The 412-nt window shown below is 66.7% G+C and carries 1 protein-coding gene; it reads right to left on the bottom strand.

Going from position 1 to position 412, the window contains the following annotated elements; all coding sequences use genetic code 11:
• On the bottom strand, positions 1-391 hold a 391-nt coding region (locus EN935_RS40370), incomplete at its 3' end, for an ATP-binding cassette domain-containing protein (RefSeq protein ID WP_245489206.1).
• Positions 392-412: the final 21 nt, after the last annotated feature.

Below are 412 nucleotides of genomic sequence, written 5' to 3' on the forward strand. Positions count from 1 at the left end.
CGGGCGCCTTTGCCCTGGCGGCCCTCTCCTGCGCCGCCACCCGCCATGGCGTGACGAAATTGGCGAGCAGCTTTTCGCCGGCCTGGCCCTGTGCCGCCAGCATGATGTTTTCGATCAGCGTCAGATTGGGCAGCGGGCGCGGGATCTGGAAGGTGCGGCCAAGGCCACGGCCGATGCGCAGATGCGCGGCTTCGCCCGACACAGGCGTGCCGTTGAGCAGGATCTCGCCGCTGGTCGGCAGGATGCTGCCGGCGAGCAGATCGAACATCGTCGTCTTGCCGGCGCCGTTGGGGCCGATCAGGCCGAGGATTTCTCCCGCTTTGACGTCAAACGAGACGTCGTTGACCGCGACAAGGCCACCGAACCGCCTGACGACATTTTTTGCCGTCAGAACCGGCGCGCGGGTTTCCCC

Origin of the sequence: Mesorhizobium sp. M7D.F.Ca.US.004.03.1.1, from assembly GCF_003998635.1 — a bacterium.
In the GTDB taxonomy this organism is placed as follows: Bacteria; Pseudomonadota; Alphaproteobacteria; order Rhizobiales; family Rhizobiaceae; genus Mesorhizobium; species Mesorhizobium loti.